Source organism: Roseomonas sp. AR75, assembly GCF_005222815.1.
In the GTDB taxonomy this organism is placed as follows: domain Bacteria; phylum Pseudomonadota; class Alphaproteobacteria; order Acetobacterales; family Acetobacteraceae; genus Falsiroseomonas.
This window is the reverse complement of the sequence record NZ_STGB01000003.1, coordinates 338,950-357,226: the sequence shown is the minus strand read 5'-3', so window position 1 is coordinate 357,226 and position 18,277 is coordinate 338,950. Positions and strand designations below refer to the sequence as shown.

At 71.5% G+C, this 18,277-nt stretch carries 22 protein-coding genes and 2 riboswitches; of the genes, 10 read left to right on the top strand and 12 right to left on the bottom strand.

Annotated features, from left to right (window positions below; all coding sequences use genetic code 11):
- Positions 1 to 12 precede the first annotated feature (12 nt).
- The 5 genes from E4T13_RS13755 to E4T13_RS13735 all read left to right on the top strand — a co-directional run bounded on the left by E4T13_RS13755 (position 13) and on the right by E4T13_RS13735 (position 2,636).
- On the top strand, positions 13 to 768 hold the full coding sequence (locus E4T13_RS13755) for a F0F1 ATP synthase subunit A (protein WP_137178860.1): 756 nt from the start codon (positions 13 to 15) through the stop codon (positions 766 to 768).
- A 49-nt stretch (positions 769 to 817) separates the two neighbouring features.
- A complete protein-coding gene (locus E4T13_RS13750) occupies positions 818 to 1,042 on the top strand; it encodes an ATP synthase subunit C family protein (RefSeq protein WP_137178859.1) in 225 nt (74 codons plus the stop codon).
- 120 nt (positions 1,043 to 1,162) lie between these two features.
- Positions 1,163 to 1,660, top strand: coding sequence for a F0F1 ATP synthase subunit B' (locus E4T13_RS13745; protein WP_240791123.1), 498 nt, complete (start codon positions 1,163 to 1,165; stop codon positions 1,658 to 1,660).
- 11 nt (positions 1,661 to 1,671) lie between these two features.
- Positions 1,672 to 2,181 carry a F0F1 ATP synthase subunit B gene (locus E4T13_RS13740; protein ID WP_137178857.1) on the top strand — a complete coding sequence of 170 codons (510 nt, stop codon included), beginning with the start codon at positions 1,672 to 1,674 and terminating at the stop codon, positions 2,179 to 2,181.
- A 224-nt stretch (positions 2,182 to 2,405) separates the two neighbouring features.
- Positions 2,406 to 2,636: a hypothetical protein gene (locus E4T13_RS13735; protein WP_137178856.1), complete on the top strand. Its 231-nt coding sequence runs from the start codon at positions 2,406 to 2,408 to the stop codon at positions 2,634 to 2,636.
- A gap of 9 nt (positions 2,637 to 2,645) precedes the next feature.
- Here the strand turns inward: E4T13_RS13735 and E4T13_RS13730 are convergent, their stop codons facing one another.
- From E4T13_RS13730 to E4T13_RS13690, 9 genes are all read right to left on the bottom strand, one after another.
- Positions 2,646 to 3,617, bottom strand: coding sequence for an acetylhydrolase (locus E4T13_RS13730; protein WP_137178855.1), 972 nt, complete (start codon positions 3,615 to 3,617; stop codon positions 2,646 to 2,648).
- Positions 3,598 to 4,050 (bottom strand): GNAT family N-acetyltransferase, encoded by a 453-nt coding sequence (locus E4T13_RS13725; protein ID WP_137178854.1) that lies wholly within the window; start codon positions 4,048 to 4,050, stop codon positions 3,598 to 3,600. The genes E4T13_RS13730 and E4T13_RS13725 overlap by 20 nt, the downstream gene beginning before the upstream one ends.
- Positions 4,047 to 4,607, bottom strand: coding sequence for an NUDIX hydrolase (locus tag E4T13_RS13720; protein WP_137178853.1), 561 nt, complete (start codon positions 4,605 to 4,607; stop codon positions 4,047 to 4,049). Before E4T13_RS13720 ends, E4T13_RS13725 begins: the two co-directional genes overlap by 4 nt.
- Positions 4,608 to 4,665: 58 nt before the next feature.
- Positions 4,666 to 5,361, bottom strand: a complete 696-nt coding sequence (locus tag E4T13_RS13715) for a PEP-CTERM sorting domain-containing protein (RefSeq protein WP_137178852.1) — start codon at positions 5,359 to 5,361, stop codon at positions 4,666 to 4,668.
- Positions 5,362 to 5,580: 219 nt separating this feature from the next.
- Complete coding sequence (gene gcvP, locus E4T13_RS13710; protein ID WP_137178851.1) at positions 5,581 to 8,484, bottom strand: aminomethyl-transferring glycine dehydrogenase; 2,904 nt, start codon at positions 8,482 to 8,484, stop codon at positions 5,581 to 5,583.
- Entirely contained in the window at positions 8,481 to 8,858 is a 378-nt protein-coding gene (gene gcvH, locus E4T13_RS13705) for a glycine cleavage system protein GcvH (protein ID WP_137178850.1), read from the bottom strand. The genes gcvP and gcvH overlap by 4 nt, the downstream gene beginning before the upstream one ends.
- A 12-nt stretch (positions 8,859 to 8,870) precedes the next feature.
- The gene (gene gcvT, locus E4T13_RS13700; RefSeq protein ID WP_137178849.1) at positions 8,871 to 9,977 is read right to left on the bottom strand and encodes a glycine cleavage system aminomethyltransferase GcvT; all 1,107 of its coding nucleotides are present in this window, start codon (positions 9,975 to 9,977) and stop codon (positions 8,871 to 8,873) included.
- Between the two features lie 53 nt (positions 9,978 to 10,030).
- Positions 10,031 to 10,121: riboswitch (glycine riboswitch) on the bottom strand.
- Positions 10,122 to 10,123: 2 nt separating this feature from the next.
- A riboswitch (glycine riboswitch) is annotated at positions 10,124 to 10,227 on the bottom strand.
- Between the two features lie 43 nt (positions 10,228 to 10,270).
- Positions 10,271 to 10,843, bottom strand: a complete 573-nt coding sequence (locus E4T13_RS13695) for a histidine phosphatase family protein (RefSeq protein ID WP_170984986.1) — start codon at positions 10,841 to 10,843, stop codon at positions 10,271 to 10,273.
- Positions 10,840 to 11,403 carry a hypothetical protein gene (locus E4T13_RS13690; RefSeq protein ID WP_137178848.1) on the bottom strand — a complete coding sequence of 188 codons (564 nt, stop codon included), beginning with the start codon at positions 11,401 to 11,403 and terminating at the stop codon, positions 10,840 to 10,842. The genes E4T13_RS13695 and E4T13_RS13690 overlap by 4 nt, the downstream gene beginning before the upstream one ends.
- A 149-nt stretch (positions 11,404 to 11,552) precedes the next feature.
- Here E4T13_RS13690 and ispH point away from each other — a divergent pair, with 149 nt between their 5' ends.
- The 5 genes from ispH (at position 11,553) to E4T13_RS13665 (ending at position 15,880) form a co-directional block, all read left to right on the top strand.
- Complete coding sequence (gene ispH, locus E4T13_RS13685; RefSeq protein WP_137178847.1) at positions 11,553 to 12,545, top strand: 4-hydroxy-3-methylbut-2-enyl diphosphate reductase; 993 nt, start codon at positions 11,553 to 11,555, stop codon at positions 12,543 to 12,545.
- A 7-nt stretch (positions 12,546 to 12,552) separates the two neighbouring features.
- Positions 12,553 to 13,533: a homoserine kinase gene (locus tag E4T13_RS13680; protein WP_137178846.1), complete on the top strand. Its 981-nt coding sequence runs from the start codon at positions 12,553 to 12,555 to the stop codon at positions 13,531 to 13,533.
- On the top strand, positions 13,526 to 13,969 hold the full coding sequence (rnhA, locus tag E4T13_RS13675; protein WP_240791122.1) for a ribonuclease HI: 444 nt from the start codon (positions 13,526 to 13,528) through the stop codon (positions 13,967 to 13,969). Before E4T13_RS13680 ends, rnhA begins: the two co-directional genes overlap by 8 nt.
- A gap of 176 nt (positions 13,970 to 14,145) precedes the next feature.
- Positions 14,146 to 14,799, top strand: a complete 654-nt coding sequence (locus E4T13_RS13670) for a hypothetical protein (RefSeq protein ID WP_137178844.1) — start codon at positions 14,146 to 14,148, stop codon at positions 14,797 to 14,799.
- A gap of 97 nt (positions 14,800 to 14,896) precedes the next feature.
- Complete coding sequence (locus E4T13_RS13665) at positions 14,897 to 15,880, top strand: tripartite tricarboxylate transporter substrate binding protein (protein WP_170984985.1); 984 nt, start codon at positions 14,897 to 14,899, stop codon at positions 15,878 to 15,880.
- 6 nt (positions 15,881 to 15,886) lie between these two features.
- On the opposite strand, the gene E4T13_RS13660 is transcribed toward E4T13_RS13665, so the two are convergent.
- The 3 genes from E4T13_RS13660 to E4T13_RS13650 form a co-directional block, all read right to left on the bottom strand.
- Positions 15,887 to 16,825: a tripartite tricarboxylate transporter substrate binding protein gene (locus E4T13_RS13660; protein WP_137178842.1), complete on the bottom strand. Its 939-nt coding sequence runs from the start codon at positions 16,823 to 16,825 to the stop codon at positions 15,887 to 15,889.
- A gap of 78 nt (positions 16,826 to 16,903) precedes the next feature.
- The gene (locus tag E4T13_RS13655) at positions 16,904 to 17,116 is read right to left on the bottom strand and encodes a DUF4170 domain-containing protein (protein WP_137178841.1); all 213 of its coding nucleotides are present in this window, start codon (positions 17,114 to 17,116) and stop codon (positions 16,904 to 16,906) included.
- A gap of 99 nt (positions 17,117 to 17,215) precedes the next feature.
- Complete coding sequence (locus tag E4T13_RS13650) at positions 17,216 to 18,253, bottom strand: Acg family FMN-binding oxidoreductase (protein WP_137178840.1); 1,038 nt, start codon at positions 18,251 to 18,253, stop codon at positions 17,216 to 17,218.
- Positions 18,254 to 18,277 lie beyond the last annotated feature (24 nt).

Here is an 18,277-nt window from a genome sequence, read left to right as displayed (position 1 = left end):
GGGAGAGCGAAGTTGGCTGCCGAAGGCAAGACGATCGACGCGCTGGGCCAGTTCGAGCTGACCCCCGTGCTGGGGAAGCTTGGCGCTTCCGTCGGCTTCACCCAGTCCACCGCGCATATGCTGCTGGCGGTCGGTGCGATCACCGCGCTGGTGATGTGGGGCATGGCGCGCCGCGCGGTGGTGCCGGGCCGCCTGCAATCGGTGGCCGAGGCGTCCTACGAGTTCATCCAGGGCCTCTGCCTGAACCAGATCGGCGACGAGGGGAAGAAGTTCTTCCCCTTCGTGTTCTCGCTGTTCATGTTCGTGCTGTTCGGCAACCTGATCGGGCTGCTGCCCTTCGCCTTCACCTTCACCAGCCACATCGTGGTGACCTTCGCGCTTGCCACGATCGTGTTCCTGCTGGTGACCATCGTGGCGCTGTCGATCCACGGCACGAAGTTCTTCGGCTACTTCTTCCCCGAGGGCGCGCCGAAGGCGCTGGCGCCGCTGATCATCCCGATCGAGCTGATCTCCTATCTCTCGCGGCCGGTCAGCCTCTCGGTGCGTCTCTTCGCCAACATGGTCGCCGGCCACGTCATGCTGAAGGTGTTCGCCACCTTCGTGGTGCTGATGGGCAGCGCCGGCGTCCTCGGTTTCCTCGGCGCCTCGCTTCCACTGGCGCTGAATGTCGTGCTGATCGGGTTCGAGCTGCTCGTCGCCTTCCTGCAGGCCTACGTCTTCGCGATCCTGACCTGCATCTACCTGCACGACGCCGTGCATCTGCACTGAGCGGCGGCGGACCCCTTACCCCAACCGAACACACGGAAGGATCACCACCATGGAAGTTCTCGCCGCGAAGGCCCTTGGCGCCGGCATCGCCGTCATCGCGCTCGCGGGCGTGGGCATCGGCATCGGCAGCATCTTCTCCGCGATGGTGTCCGCGGTCGGCCGCAACCCCTCGGCGCGCGATGCGGTCTTCCCGATCGGCATCCTGGGCTTCGCGCTGACGGAAGCGGTCGCGCTCTTCGCGCTGCTGATCGCCTTCCTCATCCTGTTCACCTGATCCGGCCGGGGCCGGGGCGGGTTCGCCCGCCCGGGCCCGCGCGCGGTGGGCTGCCGGCCAGTCCGGCGGCCGGGTGGCATGGGCGGCTTCGCGCCCATGCAGCGCAGAACAGAGGGTACCATGCCGCAGCTCGACTTCGGCAATCCGCTGCTGATCGCCCAGATCGTCTGGCTGCTGATCATCTTCGGCCTGCTCTACTACGTGATGTCCACCTACGCCCTGCCGCGCGTCGAAAGCGTGCTGGAGGAGCGTCGGGCTCGCATCGCCGCCGACCTCGCGGCCGCTCAGGCGGCCAAGGCGGAAGCGGATTCCGCGATGGCGGCGCATCGCGACGCCACGGCGAAGGCGCGGGCGGAGGCGCAATCCTCCATTGCCAGTGCGATGCAGCAGGCGCAGGCCGAGGCCGCGGCGCGCGGCGAGGAGCTGAACAAGCGCCTGTCGCGCCAGATCGAGGAAGCCGAGCAGCGCATCGGCGCCGCCCGGGACGCCGCGATGGGCGCGCTTCGCCAGGTCTCGCTCGAGACGGCGGAATCGCTGGTGGCGAAGGTCGCCGGCGGCGCCGACCGCGGCCGGCTCGAAGCCGCGGTGGACCGCGCGCTGGCCGCGCGGGCCGGCTGAAGGAGGCTCGGATGGAGCACCACTACGAGCATTTCTGGCTCGACCCGAAATTCTGGGTCGCCGTCTCCTTCGTCATCTTCTTCGCCCTGGTGGGCAAGATGGCCTGGGCGCGCGTCACCGCAATGCTGGACGAGCGCGCCAGCCGCATCCGCTCCGAACTGGATGAGGCGCAGCGCCTGCGGGCCGAGGCCGAGGCGATGCGCCGTGAGGCCGAGGCGGAGCGGGCCGCGGCGCTGAAGGAAGCCGAGGAGATGCTGTCCCGCGCCCGCGCCGAGGCCGAGCGCGTGGCGAAGGCTGCCGCCGAGGAGGCGGAGGCTGGAGCCAAGCGGCGGGAGCGCATGGCGCTCGATCGCATCGCGGCGGCGGAGGCGAGCGCGGTGGCCGAGGTGCGGCACGCCGCCGCCGAGATTGCCACGACAGCGGCGCGGGACGTGCTGGCGACGACGGTGGATGCCGAGGCCGATGCGAAGCTGATCGATGCCTCGCTGGCCGACCTGCCGAGGGCACTCCGGGCCGCCTGACCGCCCGCGACAGATCGGATCCCGCTTCGGCGGCTGAACGGGGACCCTCAGGGGTCCCCGTTTTCGTTTGCGAAGTCTCAACCTTTCCGACGGCACAAAGCGATCCGCGAAGGACGCATTGTCGCGCCTTGTGCGCGCGATGCGTGATTTGCGTCAAAATTGTATTGCTTTGTGAGGAAAATGTCGTCATGCTGCGATCCGAAATAGCGCGGTTTGGATAGATTATGAGACATCTTCCCGCCTCGCTGGGTGTGTTGCTGGGTCAGACTCGCGGAACGGTCAGTCTGGAATACGCCTTGCTCGCCGCCGCAGCGCTCCTCGGGCTGCTGGTTGGCGCCGCCGCGCTTCCCCAGGGCGAGTCCGGCCCGGTCGAGCGCGCGCTGATGCGCGCCTCCGCGGCTGTCCAGGCGGGCGATGCGCCGAGCTTCAGCGCCCGCGGCGGCGACCGGGACTGACGCGACGGATCAGAGGCCCCTGGTCTCCAGGCGGTCACCCGGTTCCAGCGCCTCCGGCGCGCCCTCCCGCAGCGTGGCGCGCGCCGTCGCGTCCTGCATCAGGATCGCCTGCAGGAACAGCACCGAAACCGCCGCGACGCGGGCGTGATAGGCGGGGTCGGACCAGCGGGGGCCTGCCGCAGCCTCGTCCGCGAAGGCGGCGTGTCGCGCCCCGTCCAGCACAAGCAAGGCCTGCGGCGCGCCGGTGATGGACTGGAACGGGATCTCGCGGTCCGCCGGGCTCGCGCCTTCCACCCAGCCATGGTCCGCCGTACCCGTCACATGCAGGATCGGGGTCGCCACGCGCGCGAAGGCCAGTCGCGGCGGCAATCCCCGCGGCGGGGAGGGGCTGAGGGCGATGCCCGCCCGCAGCCGCCGATCTGGCAGCGGCAGGCCGCGATCGCCGCCGGGCAGGCGCTGGCCGAGCAGGTGCTGCACCAGCCAGGCACCGTAGGAATGTCCTGCGACGGCCAGTCGCTCCGCATCCACGCGGCCCGCGAGCGGATCGCCCGTCTGCGCGGCCCGGCGCAGCACCTCCGTCACCGCGAAGATCCCGTCCTGCAGGCGCGCGACGGCATTGCCGACATCCAGCGCCGCCGCCGCGAGCGCCGGGCCGCGCTCGGCCACGCCGCGCCAGACTGCGGCATCGGTGCCGGGGTGCTGCAGATGCACCGCCACGAAACCGGCTTCCGCGACGCCGCGCCCGAGATAGGCCAGCCCCTCGCGCGATCCGCCAAGGCCATGGCTGATGATCACCACCGGGCGTGGGCCTGGCGTGGCCGGCAGCCGGATCAGCACCGGCAGGTCCCGATCCCGCGCCGCGTCGCGCCAGGTCCCGGGGAGCGGCTGGGACCGCGCCGGGCGCGCTGCCAGCAGCATCGGCGCCGCCAGCAACAGACGGCGGCGCAGGCCGGGCCTCCGCTCAGTCGAGCTTGCGGTCATAGGTGATCCACATGGTCCGGGTCGCCAGCCGGTCATAGACGCCGCGCGCCCGGAAATTGTCGTCCGCCGTGATCCAGCGGATCAGGCTCCAGCCTCGCGCGCGACCTTCCGCCGCCAGCGCCTCGATCAGCGCATCGGCCACGCGCGTCCCGCGCGCCGCCGGCGCGACGAACAGGTCATCCAGGAAGCCGCCTGTGCTCGCCGCCAGCGGCCGCGCGAAGGGGCGGTAATGCGCGAGGCCCACTGCGCGGCCGTCGGCATCCTCTGCCACCAGCGCCTTGACCTCATGCGCGGGGTCCATGATCCAGCCCCAGACCGTTGCGCGCATCTCCGGCGTCTGGGAAACGCGGTAGAAGGCAGCATAGGCGGCGTAGAGGCGCTCCCAATCCTCGCGGTGATGCGGGGCGAGAGGGACGACGCGGATATCGGTCACAGCCTTATCCTCCCTGCCGCCGCCAGGCCGGCGAGCGCGGCGCCGACATGCATCGCCTGGTGCAGCATCCCCTGGCCGATGCCCGCCAGCACCTCGGCGACGGGAAGGCAGGCAAGCTGCATCGTCTCGCCAGGCTCATGCGCCATGGCGCCGGCGGGATGCGCCCCCTCGGCCAGCACGAAATGGATGCGGTTCGTCTGGATCGCCGGGTTGGGGTAGGCGGCGTAGAGATACCGCCAGTTGCGCGCGGCGTGCCCGGTTTCCTCGAGCAGTTCGCGCCGGACGGCGGAGAGGGGGTCGGCATCGCCGGGGTCCATGACGCCGCCCGGCAATTCGAGGCACCAGGCCTGCGCGGCATGGCGCCACTGCCGGACCAGCACCATCCGGTCGTCATCGGTCAGCGCGACGACCGCCGCCCAGTCCGGGTAGTCCAGCACATACCAGGGGGAGAGCTCCGCCCCCTCCGCGGTGCGCAGCCGATCGGCCCGCAAGCTGATCCAGCGGTCCTGCACGAGGGTGCGGCTGTCGAGCAGGGTCCAGGGGGGCGCGTCGTCCATGCCCCTTCGTCGCCCGGCCCGCACCGCGCCGCAAGCGCGGCGCGATGACGCGTCGCGATCAGGCCGCGCCGCGATCCTTGCGGCGCGTCAGGCCGAGGCCGAACAGGCCGGCACCGAGCAGCGCGAGGCTTCCCGGGGCGGGGATCACATTCGCCAGGTCCGGGCCGGCATCGTTGGACACCAGGCGGAGCTCGGCGATGTCGAAGCCGTCGCGGCCGGGCGCGGCGGTGGACCCGTCGAGGAAGCGGATCAGGTTGTAGTCGCCGCCGCTGACGGTGATGGTGAAGGTGGTGCGATTGCCGTCGAAGGCACCGGTGAGGGTGGCGATGGTCTGGCCGGGCGCGGCCGTGGTGGGCGGCAGCCCGCCCCACTGGCCGTTGCGCAGCACGCCGATATCCACCCAGCCGCCATCGGCGACGCCATCGCCATCCGCATCCACGCCAAGCGCGACGGTCGCCTGCTCGCTGTGGTTGCCGGAGTTGCCAAAGGTGAACTCGGCCAGCGTCACCTCGGCGATCGCACGGTCGAGCGGGATACCCGCGACCAGCGCGCCGCCGATTCCAAGGGTGCGGAAGCTGTTGGCGACGCCGTCGAACATCGCGGCGGCATTGCTGCGCCCCGGAGCGACGGGTGTGCCGCCGCTGAAGGCAAGCGTCGTGAAGTCGGCGATTCCGTCATGCAGTACGGAGGCAGCCTGCGCGCCGGGGGCGAGAAAGGCGGCGCTGAGGACGGCGGCGGCGAGGGTGCGTCGCACGATGCAACTCCAAAGGGAGAAACGAGGGGGTCTTCCCCTCTCCTGTTCGGAGCAACAATGCGAAATACAACCAAAGGAGTCAACAAACGGTTGAGCTCGCCGCACCCGCGCAAACCAAGCTCTTACAAATCAATACATTGGTAGACATACCCGGATCGGTTGTGCCGATCCGGGGGGCTTGCTCCGCCGCGCGAAAGCGCGGCGGCCGGCACGCGGTGCCTACTCGGCCGCCTGGGCGTAGGCCTCCAGCGGCGCACAGGTGCAAACCAGGTGCCGGTCGCCATGCACGTTGTCCACGCGCTTCACTGGCGGCCAGTATTTGTGCGCCGCGACCCAGGGCAGGGGGAACGCGGCCTGCTGGCGCGAATAGGCATGCGTCCAGGCATCGGCCATCACCTCGGCCGCCGTGTGCGGCGCGTTCTTGAGCGGGTTGTCCGCCTTGTCCGCGCGGCCCTGCTCGATGGCTCGGATCTCCTCGCGGATCGCGACCATCGCGGCCACGAATCGGTCGAGTTCCGCCTTCGGCTCGGACTCGGTGGGCTCCACCATCAGCGTGCCGGCCACGGGCCAGGACATGGTGGGCGCGTGGAAGCCGTAATCCTGCAGGCGCTTGGCGATGTCCTCCACCGTCGCGCCGCCATTCTGCTGGAAGCCGCGGCAGTCGAGGATGCATTCATGCGCCACCATCCCCTTCGCGCCGCGATAGAGGATGGGGAAATGCGGCGCGAGCCTGTGCGCCACGTAGTTGGCGTTGAGGATCGCCACCTGCGTCGCCCGCGTCAGGCCCTCGGCGCCCATCATGCGGATATAGGCGTAGCTGATCGGCAGGATGGAGGCGCTGCCGAAGGGCGCCGCGCTGACCGGGCCGAAGCCCGTGGCCGGCCCGGCTTCCGCCAGCAGCGGGTGGTTCGGCAGGTGCGGCGCCAGATGCGCGGCGACGCCGATCGGGCCGACGCCGGGGCCGCCGCCGCCATGCGGGATGCAGAAGGTCTTGTGCAGGTTGAGGTGGCACACATCCGCGCCGATCGCGCCGGGCGAGGTCAGCCCGACCTGCGCATTCATGTTCGCGCCATCCATGTAGACCTGCCCGCCCTTGGCATGGATCAGGTCGCAGATCGCGCGGATCTGCGTCTCGAAGACGCCATGCGTGGACGGATAGGTCACCATCAGCGCCGAGAGGTTCGCCGCGTGCTGCTCGGCCTTCGCGCGGAGGTCGTCGAGGTCGACGTTGCCGTCGCGGTCGCAGCCGACGACGACCACTTTCATCCCTGCCATCACCGCGCTGGCCGGGTTCGTGCCATGCGCGCTGGACGGGATCAGGCAGACGTCGCGATGCGCGTCGCCGCGCGCCAGGTGGTAGGCGCGGATCGCCAGCAGCCCGGCATACTCGCCCTGGCTGCCGGCATTCGGCTGCAGCGAGACGGCGGCGAAGCCGGTGATGGTCGCCAGCCAGGTCTCCAGCGTGCGGATCAGCTCGATGTAGCCTTCCGCCTGGTCCACCGGCGCGAAGGGATGGATGGCGCCGAAGCCCGGGAAGGTGACGGGGATCATCTCCGCCGTCGCGTTCAGCTTCATCGTGCAGGACCCCAGCGGGATCATGCTGCGGTTCAGCGCGACGTCCTTGTCCTCGAGCGACTTGAGGTAGCGCAGCATCGCATGCTCGGCGTGGTGCGCGTGGAAGACCTGCGCCGCGCAGAAATCGCTGCGCCGCGCCAGCGCATCCGGCGTGCCGCCGAAGGGTGCGATGGAATCCAGCGGCTGCGGCTGCGCCTGCGCAGCTTCCGTGATCGCCATGACGAGCTGCGCGAGGTCCTTGCGCGTGACGGTCTCGTCCACCGCGATGCCGACGATGCCGCCGGCGTGCCGCGCCAGGTTGAAGCCGCGCTTCAGCGCCATGGCGATGAGCGCATCCGCCTTGTCGCCGGCCTCGATGGCGATCGTGTCGAAGAAGCTGTCATGCGCCAGCCCGAAGCCGGCGGCCTTCGCCGCACCGGCCAGGATGCGCGCCTGCAGCGCCACGCGGCGCGCGATGCGGCGCAGGCCCTCCGGCCCGTGCCACACCGCATACATGCTGGCCATCACCGCCAGCAGCACCTGTGCGGTGCAGATGTTGCTGGTCGCCTTCTCGCGCCGGATGTGCTGCTCGCGCGTCTGCAAGGCGAGGCGCATCGCGGGCGCGCCGGCGGCATCCACTGAGACGCCGACGAGCCTGCCCGGCATCAGGCGCTTGTGCGCGTCCTTCACCGCCATATAGCCGGCATGCGGTCCGCCATAGCCCATCGGCACGCCGAAGCGCTGCGCGGAGCCGACCACCACATCCGCCCCCATCTCACCGGGCGGCGTCAGCAGCGTGAGTGCGAGCGGATCGGCCGCGACGATGGCCAGCCCGCCGGCGGCCTGCACCGCGGCGATCTCCGCGCGCAGGTCGCGCACCTCGCCGGTGGCGCCGGGATATTGCAGCAGCAGCGCGAATGGCTTCTCGTTCGTCACCGTCACCGCGATCTCGGCCGGCTTCGCGATCACCACCTTGAAGCCGAGCGGCTCGGCGCGCGTGCGAACCACGGCGATCGTCTGCGGCAGCGCATCGGCGGCGATGACGATGGTGTCGGACTTGCCGCGGGTCGCGGCATGCGCCAGCGCCATCGCCTCGGCTGCCGCCGTCGCCTCGTCCAGCAGCGAGGCATTAGCCACCGGCAGGCCGGCGAGCTCCGTCACCATGGTCTGGAAGTTCAGCAGCGCCTCCAGCCGGCCCTGCGCGATCTCCGCCTGGTACGGCGTGTAGGCGGTGTACCAGCCGGGATTCTCGAGCACGTTGCGCAGGATCACCGGCGGCGTGATGGTGCCATGGTAGCCGAGGCCGATAAGGCTCTTGATGTCGGCGCGGTTGCGCGCGGCCAGCGCGCGCAGCTCGGCGATCGCCTCCGCCTCCGTCGCCGGCTCCGGCAGCGCGGCGGCGAAGCCGGCGCGGATGTCGCCGGGCACGGTCTGCGCGGCGAGGTCGTCCAGGCTCGCGACCCCGATCGCCTGCAACATCGCCGCGATCTCGGCCTCGGAGGGCGCGACATGGCGTCGGATGAAGGCGCCGTGGTCCTCCAGCGCGGCGAGTTCGAACAGCGCGCTCATGCCGCGCTCTCCACGAAGGCGGCATAGGCGGCCTCGTCCATCAGCGCGGCGACCGAGCCCGCATCCACGCCTTCCAGGCGGAAGAACCAGCCCTCGCCGGTGGGATCGGAGTTGATCAGGCCGGGATTCTCCGCCAGCGCGGCATTGGCTTCCGCCACCTTGCCCGCGACCGGCGCATAGACGTCGGAGGCGGCCTTCACGCTCTCGACGACGGCGATGGATTCGCCCTCTGCCACGTCGCGCCCGGCTTCGGGCAGGTCCACGAAGACCACGTCGCCCAGCGCGTTCTGCGCATGGTCGGTGATGCCGACCGTGGCGATGTCGCCCTCCAGCCGGATCCATTCATGGTCCTTGGTGAAGCGCAGTTCGGCCATCGGATCGGCTCCTCAGCGGGCGTAGCGGTGGGGATGGAAGGGAAGCGGCGCGACGCGCGCGGCAAGCGGCTTGCCGCGCACCAGCAGTTCGAGCGGCGTGCCGTCCGCGGCGTGTTCGCGCGCGACGTAGCCCATGGCGACGGGACCGTTCACGGAAGGCCCGAAGCCGCCGGAGGTGACCTCGCCCACGGTGGCGCCGTTCGCCTGGATTTCGGTATGCGCGCGGGCGGGCTGGCGGCCCTCGGGCCTGATGCCGACACGCAGGCGCTTCGCGCCGGTGTCGAGTTCGGCGCGCACGCGATCGGCGCCGCAAAAATTCCACTCGGTGCGGCGGCGCTTGCCGATGGTCCAGACCAGATTGGCCTCGACCGGGCTGGTCGTTTCGTCGATGTCGTTGCCGTAGAGGCAGAGCCCGGCCTCCAGCCGCAGCGAATCCCGTGCTCCGAGACCCGTCGGCTGCACGCCCGGCAGCGCCAGCAGCGCACGGGCAAATCGTTCGGCCGATTCCGCCGGCACGGAGATCTCGACGCCGTCCTCGCCGGTATAGCCGGAGCGGCTGACGATGGCGGGCACGCCGGCGATGTCGAAGGCGCCGATGCCCATGAAGGACAGGGCGGCGATGCCGGGCGCGAGCGTCGCGATCGAAGCGACCGCCTGCGGCCCCTGCAGCGCGATCAGCGCCCGGTCGGGCAGCGGGCGCAGCGTGACGCCCGCGGGCATGGCGGCGGCGATCAGCGCCAGGTCCTGCTCCTTGCGGGACGCATTGACCACCAGGAACAGGCGGTCACCGAGATTGGCCACCATGAAGTCGTCGAAGATGCCGCCGGCCATGGTCATCAGCAGGCCGTAGCGCTGCCGGCCCGGCTTCAGCCCCTGCACATCGGCCGGCGTCAGCGCCTCCAGAGCCTTGGCCGCGCCCTCGCCGACGAGTTCCGCCTGGCCCATGTGGGAGACGTCGAACAGCGCGGCCGCGGCGCGGCAATGCAGGTGTTCGGCCATGATGCCGGCGGGGTACTGCACCGGCATCGCATAGCCCGCGAAGGGCACCATGCGCCCGCCCAGCTCGCGATGCAGGGACGCCAGGGGCGTTTCGAGAAGCGCGGAATCCGACTCGGCCACGGTGCCTCCATGGGCTCCCGCCGCCGGAATGGCGTCGGGTCTTCCGTGGCCCCCCTCTGTCCCGTGACCTGAGAGATTCGGCGCCCTGCGGGCTGCCTTACTCCGTCGGTGCCGCGCCCCGTTCGAGGTGCGTCTTTCCAGAGGTCCCTACCCGCGCGGCCCTTCTGCCTGAGCGTTTCCGGGGGCCGGTTGCGCCTTCGGCGGATGCCGGGGCCTCTCGGCCCCTGCACCTCTCTCCCGCGCGGGATCTGCGGGATGGGCGGGTATGACTCAGGGGGAAGCCGGAGGCAACCTCAGCCGAGCGCCTGCCACGCCGCCGTCAGCAGCCGCCATTCCGGCAGCGCCACCGCGAACCAGCAGCCTGCCGCGGGCTGGTCCAGCGCACGGGAGATCGGCGCGCCCAGCAGATGCCCCCGCAGCAGGGCGCCGACGCCGCCATGCGCGGCGACCAGGATATCGCCGGCCTCGGGCGTCTCCGCCACGGCGGCGCGCACGGCGCCGACGATGCGCGCCTGTGCATCCATCGCGCGCTCCCAGCCGCGCACGCTCTCCTCCGGGCGGGCGAAGAAGGCATCCGCCATCCGCTGGAACTCCGGCGGCGGCAGGTAGCCCGTGGCGCTGCGGTCGTTCTCGCCGAGATCCTCCCGCACCCGCACGCCGAGCCCGCGCGAAGCGGCCAGGATGCCGGCGGTCTCGATCGCCTTGCATTCGGTGCTCGCCCAGACGGCGCCGATGCCCGCCATCCCGCCGGATGCGGCGAAGCGGCGGAGCTTCGCGATCCCGTCCGGCGCAAGGTGCCAGTCCGGCACTGGCACCGCCGGATCGATCACGACCTCGGGGTGCGTGAGGAAGACCAGCCGCCTCAACGCGGTCCGCGCTGGCGGTTGTAGGCCAGGTCGTCCGGGGTGAGCTGGAAGGCGATTCGGACGAGGTAATCGCGCACCTGCGTGCCCTCGGCCGGCTGGACCATGATCGCGGCGGGCCGGGCTGCGGCCACGGCGCGGGCGACATTGGCCGGGAAGCTGACCTGGGTGGCGCTGGTGACGCGCGCCAGGTTCACGCTGTCGGCCGGGTCGCTCAGCACCACGAACCAGGGCAGTTCCACGCTGCGCCCCTGCGCCGCCGGGCCGCGCTCGGCTTCGAAGCGGGGGGTGACGCGCACCTCCACGGCCCGCCGGTCGCGGCCGGCGAAGTCGCAGCGCGCATCGAAACCGATGATCCTGGCGTCAAGCACCATCGAGGTCAGGTCGCGCGGCGCGCCCGGCCGGAACTGGGTGAGGTCGGCGCCATCCGCCAGGATGGCGATGCGCGGGCAGGGGGCCTGGCTCGTGCTGGAGGTGCCGCCGCCGCAGCCGGCCAGCGACAGCACCGCCCCGGCGGCCCCCGCCATCCACGCCACCCGCTTGCCGTTCCACTTCTGCCGCATCCGATGCTCCATCCTTCCGTGCTGCCGGAGCGGCCGCCGGGTCTGGCGCTTCGCCATCCCCTCCGGTATCGCATCGCCGCCTGCCCAGGGCCAACCCCGCCCGCCCAGACCGTCACCGCGACCGAGACCGAGCCGAAGCCGCCCTGCGCATGATCCCGCCCGCCACCAGGCCGCCGCTCCGCCTTCTGCTTGCCGCCCCGCGCGGGTTCTGCGCCGGGGTGGACCGCGCCGTGCGGATCGTGGAGGAGGCGCTGGCCCGATACGGCGCGCCCGTCTATGTCCGACACGAGATCGTGCACAACCGCCATGTGGTGGACGGCCTGCGCGCCCGCGGCGCCGTCTTCGTCGAGGAACTGTCCGAGATTCCCGACGACGGCCGCCCGGTGATCTTCAGCGCCCATGGCGTGGCGAAAAGCGTGGTGAGCGAGGCGCTCAGCCGCCGCCTTGTCACGCTCGACGCCACCTGCCCCCTGGTGACGAAGGTGCACCGGGAAGTGGAGCGCCAGCATGCCCGCGGGCGCCACCTTCTGCTGATCGGCCATGCAGGCCACCCCGAGGTGCTGGGCACCATGGGCCAGTTGCCGGAAGGGGCCGTGACGCTCGTGCAGGATGTCGCCGAGGCCGAGGCGGTGCAGCCGCCCGCCGGCGCCGCGCTCGCCTGGAGCAGCCAGACCACGCTTTCCGTGGACGACACCGCCGGCATCGTCGCGGTGCTGGCGCGGCGCTTCCCCGACATCGCCGGGCCCGCCAAGGAGGATATCTGCTACGCCACCTCCAACCGCCAGGCCGCGGTGAAAGCGCTGGTGGCGCGCGGGGCGGAGCGGGTGATCGTGGTGGGAGCGCAGAATTCCTCCAACTCGCGCCGCCTGGCGGAGGTCGCGGAGCGTGCCGGCGCGGCGGGCGCGCTGCTGGTCGAGCAGCCCGAGAGCCTCGACGCGGGCGGCTTCGCGGGCTGCGCCGCGATCGGCCTCACCGCAGGCGCCAGCGCGCCGGAATCGCTGGTGCAGGCGGTGATCGACCGGCTTCGCAGGCGCTTCGATCTTGCGGTCGAGGAGGTGCGCGTGGCGGAGGAGACCATCGCCTTCCGCCTGCCGCCCGGCCTGGCCCCGCGCACCGCGCGCGACACGCTGGCGGCGGACTGAGCCGCGCATGGCGGTCTACACCGAGGTCTCGGACGAGGCGCTGCGCGCCTTCCTGGCGGAATACGAGCTGGGCGAACTCACGGCCTTTCGCGGCATCGCGGAGGGCGTCGAGAACTCCAACTACGCGCTGCGGACCTCGCGCGGCGACTTCATCCTGACGCTCTACGAGAAGCGGGTGGATCCGAAGGAACTGCCCTATTTCCTCGGGCTGATGGACTATCTGGCGTTCCGCGGCGTGCCCTGCCCGACGCCGGTGGAGGGACGGGACGGCGAGGCGCTGCGCAGCCTCTGCGGCCGGCCCGCGGCGATCTGCACCTTCCTGGAAGGCGTGTGGCCGCGGCGGGTGCGGCCGGAGCACCTGGCTCCGCTCGGCGCGGCGCTGGGGCGCCTGCATACGGCGGGCGGCGGCTTCCCGGTGTTCCGCCCCAACGCGCTCGGACCCAAGGGCTGGGCGCCACTGCTCGACGGCTGCCGTGCGCGCGGCGACGAGGTGGCGCCGGGGCTGGTGGCGGAGCTGGACGCGCATCTGGCCGCGATCCTGGCGGCCTGGCCCGCGGCGAGCGCGCTGCCCGACGGGCAGATCCATGCCGACCTGTTTCCCGACAACGTGTTCTTCCTGCCGGGGCCTGACGGAAAGCCGCAGGTTTCCGGGCTGATCGACTTCTACTTCGCCTGCACCGACCTGCTGGCCTATGACGTCGCGGTCTGCCTCAACGCCTGGTGCTTCGAGCCGGACGGCTCCTTCAACGTGACCAAGGCGCGGGCGCTGATCGGTGCCTATGCCGCCGTGCGCCCGCTCTGGGCGGCGGAGCGCGCGGCGCTGCCGGTGCTGTGCCGCGGGGCTGCGATCCGCTTCCTGCTGACGCGCCTGTTCGACTGGACCAACACGCCGCCCGGTGCGCTGGTGACGCGGAAGGATCCGGTGGAATACCTGCGCAAGCTGCGTTTCTTCGCCGCTGCGGCGAGCCCGGAGGCTGTGGGTGCCTGAGGATATCGTCGAGATCTGGACCGATGGCGGCTGCCGCCCGAATCCCGGCCCTGGCGGCTGGGCGGCAATCCTGCGCTACGGCCCGACGGTGAAGGAGCTGTCGGGCAATGACGCCGCGACCACCAACAACCGCATGGAACTGACCGCGGCGATCAACGCGCTGGAGGCGCTGAAGCGCCCCTGCTCCGTGGTGCTGCACACCGACAGCGAATATGTCCGCAACGGCATGGAGCGCTGGGTGAAGGGCTGGGTGCGCAACAACTGGCGCAACAGCGCGCGCGACCCGGTGGCGAATTACGAGTTGTGGCAGCGCCTTCTCGCCGCCGCCGCGCCGCATGACGTGGATTGGCGCTGGGTGCGCGGCCATTCCGGCGACCCGATGAACGAACGCGCGGACGCGCTGGCGACCGCGGCACGGCAGGCGCTGGCGGGGTGAAGCTGCAGAGCCCAATCTGCTTGCGCGTGGCAGCGCGCGTTCCTAATGTCGTCGCGGCGCTGCCCACCGAACCTGCCGCCGGGTTAAACGGGCCGATCTAAATTTGATCTTTGTCGGTCCCCTCGCGGTCCGTGTGTAATCGGCGGTCACTGGCCTTCATGCGAGAGGCGAAGCCCGTGCGTGTGATCCCTGTCACCACAGAAAACGTTGAACACCTTAAGCGAATCGGCCGGAGCGCACTGCCCGAGGTTGGCTCGTCGCACCTGAGCGAGGCGATAGCCTCGCTGCTCAGCTATCGGAGCCACGCATCACTCCTCGCCAGCATGGCCGTGGCACTGCAGGTTCCCCTGCTCGTTTGGCCAGACACGTCTCGTTTCGAAGGACGTTTGCGAGAGCTCGGCCACGACGTTCTCAGCGTCCCAGCTCTGGCTGAAAGACTTGCGTCAGCCGACTTGCCTACACCCGCCTGGCGGGAGTTCGAGGCTGGCGATCTTCCCGGCGTGAATGCTTGGTTCAGGTCGTGCGAACAACGCGGATCGCCCTACGTTTACATAAGCAGGCGCAAAGAGCGCGCACGGTTGGACTGGGACTGGATTTCTGTTGATTCGTCTGAAGATGGAAAGCTCGTTCGGGCAAACAAGCGCTCCGTCGTAGATCGCATGGTCAGCGCGTTCCGCGCGTCTGCTGCGCCTCGCAAGGCTGTATTCGAAGGCTCCGCATTCGTTGGTCAGATTGAGGGGCTGACGTTCGAAGCTGCCCGCCTCCTCGCGTCGGAGATTTCGCTCATTCTGAACGACGTTCAGCGTGTAAGGCACTTCGAGACCGCGTGATCTGTTGTTCGCTCTGAGTTGACAGCCGAGAGGACGGGCAGGTCTGATCCGTTGCGAAAGGCACGCCAGAAGGCGCGCCGATGGAGGAAGCCGCCACGTGACCCAGCCGCTCGCTCGACGTGTCTTGCTCGCCGCGCTGCCGGCGCTGGCCTTGCCCTCGCTGGCGCGCGCGCAGGTCGCCTCGGCCTCCGGCTGGCCGTCGCGCCAGGTGCGCTTCATCGTGCCCTTCGCGCCGGGCGGACCGGTGGAGGTGCCGACGCGCTTCATCGCGGAGCATCTCGGCACGCGCTTCGGCCGTCCCGTGCTGGTCGAGCCGAAGCCCGGCGCCGGCGGCGCGATCGGGCTGCAGGCGATGCTCTCGGCCAATGACGGCCACACCTTCGTGGTCACCACCGGCTCCGTTGCGATCCTGCCGGCAATCATGCGCAACCCCGGCTACGATCCCTTCACGGACCTCGTGCCGATCACGCGCGTCTCGGAAGTGCCGCTGGTGTTCCTTGCGCGGCCGGATGGCAAGGTGCGCGACCTGGCGCAACTGCTCGAGCGTGCGAAGGCGGAGCCCGGGCGGATCACCGTTTCCTCCTCCGGCACCGGCTCCACCACGCATCTGGCGAGCGAGCTGCTGAAGGTGCGGGCCGGCATCGACCTGCTGCACGTGCCCTATCGCGGCACGGCCCCCGCGATGAACGCGCTCTACGCCGGCGACATCGACATGGTCGTGACCGGCCTCATCGAGGGCATGCGTCACGTGAAGGAGGGCCGCCTGCTCGGCCTCGGCGTCACCTCGGCGCAGCGGACGCCGGCGCTGCCGGAGGTGCCGGCGATCGCGGAGGCGGTGCCGGGCTACGACATGCAGATCTGGTACGCGATGTTCGGCCCGCGCGGCACGCCGCCCGAGGTGGTGGAGCTGCTGGCGAAGGAGGTCGCGCCGCTCGCCGAGGGTTCGCTGCTCGCACAGCGGCTGCGGGAATCGGGCGGGCGTCTGCTGCTCGACGGGCCGGCACCGCTCGCCGCGCTGCTGCGGCAGGAGGTGCCGATGTGGAAGGAGGTCGTGGACCGCGCCGGGCTGGCGGAAGGCTGAGGGCCGCTATTGCGGCCTGAGCCCCGCCGCAGCGATCAGCGGGCGCTTCGCCTCTGCTTCCGCGGCCAGCGCGGCGGCGAAGCCGGCCGCGTTGCGCTGCACCGGGGAGAACCGGGCGGTGCGCAGCGTCTGCGTCACGCGCGCGTCGCTCGCCACCGCGGCGCATTCGGCCTCCAGCCGCTGCAGGATCGGCGCCGGCAGCCCGGCCGGGGCCAGCAGGCCGCCGAACTGCGATTCCTCGACATCGAGGCCGAGCTCGCGCGCGGTCGGCACGTCCGGGAAGTCGGGCAGGCGCTGCGGCGCCAGGGCGGCCAGGATCGGCACGCGACCCACCAGCCCCGCGGTGGTGCCGCCCGCCAGCACCGCCAGCGGGATCTCGCCGCCGAGCAGGGCGGTGGCGATCGGCGGGTCGCCGCGGAAGGTGATGCCGTTGAACTCCACGCCTGCGGCGCGCTGCAGGGCCAGCATGCCCCAATAGGGTGCGGTGCCGACGCCGCCGAAGGCGAAGGCCAGCGTGCCCGGTGCCGCGCGCGCGGCGGCGATGGCCTCGCGTGCCGTGGGCGGGCCGTCGCGGCCGGCGACGAAGAAGAAGTAGCCGGCGAAGACCTGACAGATCGGCTGGAAGCTCGCCATCGAATAGCCGGCGTCGCGCAGCAGTTGCGGCTGGGTCGCGATCGGACCGTTCGGCGTGAAGAGCAGGGTGTAGCCGTCGGGCCGCGCCTGGGCGACAGCGCGCGCGCCGATCGAGCCCGCCGCGCCGTCCCGGTTCACCACCGCGACGCCCGTGCCGAGCTTCTCCGACAGCGCCTGGGCCATGCCGCGGGCCAGCACATCCACCACGCCGCCGGCCGGGAAGGGCACGATCACCTGGATCGGCCGGTCCGGCCAGGCCCAGGCCGGCGCCGCCCAGACCAGGCAGGCGAGCAGCATCACCAGCTTGCGCATCCGACATTCCCTCCCGCCCGGCGACACCGCGCCGGCGCAACATCCTGCGGGAGTGCCGGGCCGGGCGCCAGGGGGCGGTCAGGCCACCGAGGCGGTCGGCCGCGCCTCCATCACGAACAGACGATGGGTCGCGATGTCCACCTTGCGGCGCATGTGGTCGCGCCAGGCGCGCTCGGCCGTCGCCAGGTCGTGGAAGGGGCCGTGCAGCTCCTCCGTGCCCGGGTCGAGACGCGTGAAGCTCGTGTCGGTGAAGACGCCGCCCCACACGACCCAGATCCTGCGCTCGTCCATCATCCTCTCCCTGCCGATGCATGCGGCGGCGCGGGTTCAATGCCGCAGCGCAGCATGAGCCCTACGCGGGCCGCGGCGCCGACGGAAGCCCTGGCGGTGTCAGGTCTCGTCGAGCACGGCCGCGACTGGCCGGCGCGCGCTGGGCGAAGGCCTCTCGCCGCGGCCGATCCGCAGCAGAAGCTGCGGCACGGCCGCGCCCACCGTGGCCGCCAGACGCAGGCGCAGCGCCGGCACTTCGACGGCCTGGTTCAGGTAGGAGGCGGAGAGCCCGCCGGCGGTGAGCGTCAGCAGCATCCGCTCCAGCGCCTCCCCCGCTGCCAGCCAGTCGCGCGGCGTATCGCCGGGCGTGGCGAGCACCGCCAGCGCCGGCGCGCCCTCCGCCAGCGCGGCGTCCCGGGCCGCCTGGCCATCGCCGAGGTCGAAGCGCCGCAGCAGCAGCGCCATGCCGCCGGAGAGCAGATCGGGCAGGCCGAAGCCGGCGGCGGAGATGCCATCCTGCGTGCCGCTGTGGCGCGAGCGGATCCACCTTGCCAGCTCCTGCCGGAAGGCGGGGTCGGCCATCTGCACCCGGTCGCCCTCCGCCACCAGCCGCGCGATGGCCTGGCGCTGGGCGGGAGACTCGACCCAGTGCAGCCAGGTGTCGCCATCCTGCTCGGCTGCGGCGATGGCCTCCTCGCGCAGCGTCGCCGGCACGGGCTCAGGCTCGAAGGCCTGTCGGCTGGTGTGCCGCGCGGTGATCGCGCGCAGCAGCCGCGCCATCCTGGCCGCCGGCGGGCAGGGGCCGCGCGCGGTGATGCGGGCGAGAAGGTCCGGCTCGGCGGGGTCGGGCAGCGCCGCGACCTCCAGCGCCTCGCCGAGCGCCGCGGCGGCGCAGCGCAGATTGGCGAGCGCGGCGCCGCAGGAGATGGTCAGTTCCCGGTCATCCGGGTCCACCACCGGCAGGGCGCGTTCCCGGTCCGCCAGCAGGTCCAGCCGCGCGCCGCCATGCAGGCGGAAGCGCCAGGGCTGGGTGTTGTGGCTCGAAGGGGCCAGCACGGCATAGGTCAGCAGGAAGCGCAGCCGGTCCGCAGGATCGGTGCAGCCTGCAAAGGCGCCGGGCTCCACGGCCCAGGGATCGTCCTGCCTCGGCCCGTCCATCCGCCCCTCCCCATCCGGGCTTGG